Genomic DNA, 1,016 nt, shown 5'->3' on the forward strand with positions numbered 1-1,016 from the left:
TAGACCTAATGCGGAGAATGCTGCTAAGTTACCCCGCGAGGCTTTACCGTAAATTTGGGCATGGATTATCTGACCCTGCGCGAGCGGCCGCAACAGTTTCTGGCCCTGACCAGTCTGTTGCCGGCCGAGTTTGACGAGCTGCTCACCGACTTCGCGCCGGCCTGGGAGGGCTACCACCGCTACCACACGCTCGACGGAGGCAAGCGGCGGTTGCCGGCCCACGCCGAGCGGGCTAATGCCGCGCTGGCAGGCAGCGACACGAAGCTCTTTTTCCTGCTCACCTACCTCAAAAGCAACGGCTTGCAGCAACATCAGGCCGCCAGTTTCGGTGTCTCACAGACCCGCGTGAGCCGCCTGGCCACGGCCCTGCTGGGCGTGCTCAACCAGGTGCTCGGCCGGCGCGGGCTGCTGCCCGTGCGCGACGGGGCCGAGTTGGCCCGGCACTTGGCCCAGCATCCGGAGAAGGTCTTTGCCTACGACGGGGTCGAGCGCGGGGTGCCACGCAACCCCGACCGCGACGCACAGGCCGCCGAATATAGCGCTAAAAAAAAGCCCACCGCCTGAAAAACATGACCTTGTGCGACGATATGCAGTACGTGCACTTCCTTTCCCCCACGGAAGGCGGACGGGTACACGACAAGAAAATGGCCGACGAGTACGCCCTGCACCTGCCGGCCGGTAGCGTGCTGCGCCAGGATTTGGGCCTGCAGGGCCACGCCCCGGCCGGGGTGCTGGTGGAGATGCCCCACAAAAAGCCCCCGAAGCGGGAATTGACGTTTGCGCAACAACTCTACAATCACCTGCTCAGTCCCTTGCGCGTGGTCATCGAGCACGCCCACAGCGGCATCAAGCGCCTGCGCATAGTCGGTGACACGTTGCGCTTGCGCGGCGAGTGGGCGCGCGATACGGTCATGGTCGTGGCCTGCGGCCTGCACAACCTGCGCGTGCGCAGTCCCCACCGCGCGTACCGCGTGCGCCCGCTCGCGAATTCCGCGAATTAACCCGCATAAGCTTTA

At 64.6% G+C, this 1,016-nt stretch carries 2 protein-coding genes; both read left to right on the top strand.

The genetic code is table 11. The features are described from left to right. Window positions 1-60: 60 nt before the first annotated feature. Window positions 61-564, top strand: a complete 504-nt coding sequence (locus B9A24_RS21150) for a transposase family protein (RefSeq protein ID WP_084448101.1) — start codon at window positions 61-63, stop codon at window positions 562-564. Between the two features lie 5 nt (window positions 565-569). Beyond that, complete coding sequence (locus B9A24_RS21155) at window positions 570-1,001, top strand: transposase family protein (protein WP_084448103.1); 432 nt, start codon at window positions 570-572, stop codon at window positions 999-1,001. Window positions 1,002-1,016 lie beyond the last annotated feature (15 nt).

The organism is Hymenobacter roseosalivarius DSM 11622 (genome assembly GCF_900176135.1).
Taxonomy (GTDB): Bacteria; Bacteroidota; Bacteroidia; order Cytophagales; family Hymenobacteraceae; genus Hymenobacter; species Hymenobacter roseosalivarius.

What these genes read in the sequence shown, in the direction of transcription:
- B9A24_RS21155 (WP_084448103.1), top strand. Translation starts at nt 570, where the DNA reads ATGACCTTGTGCGACGATATGCAGTACGTGCACTTCCTTTCCCCCACG.
- B9A24_RS21150 (WP_084448101.1), top strand. Translation starts at nt 61, where the DNA reads ATGGATTATCTGACCCTGCGCGAGCGGCCGCAACAGTTTCTGGCCCTG.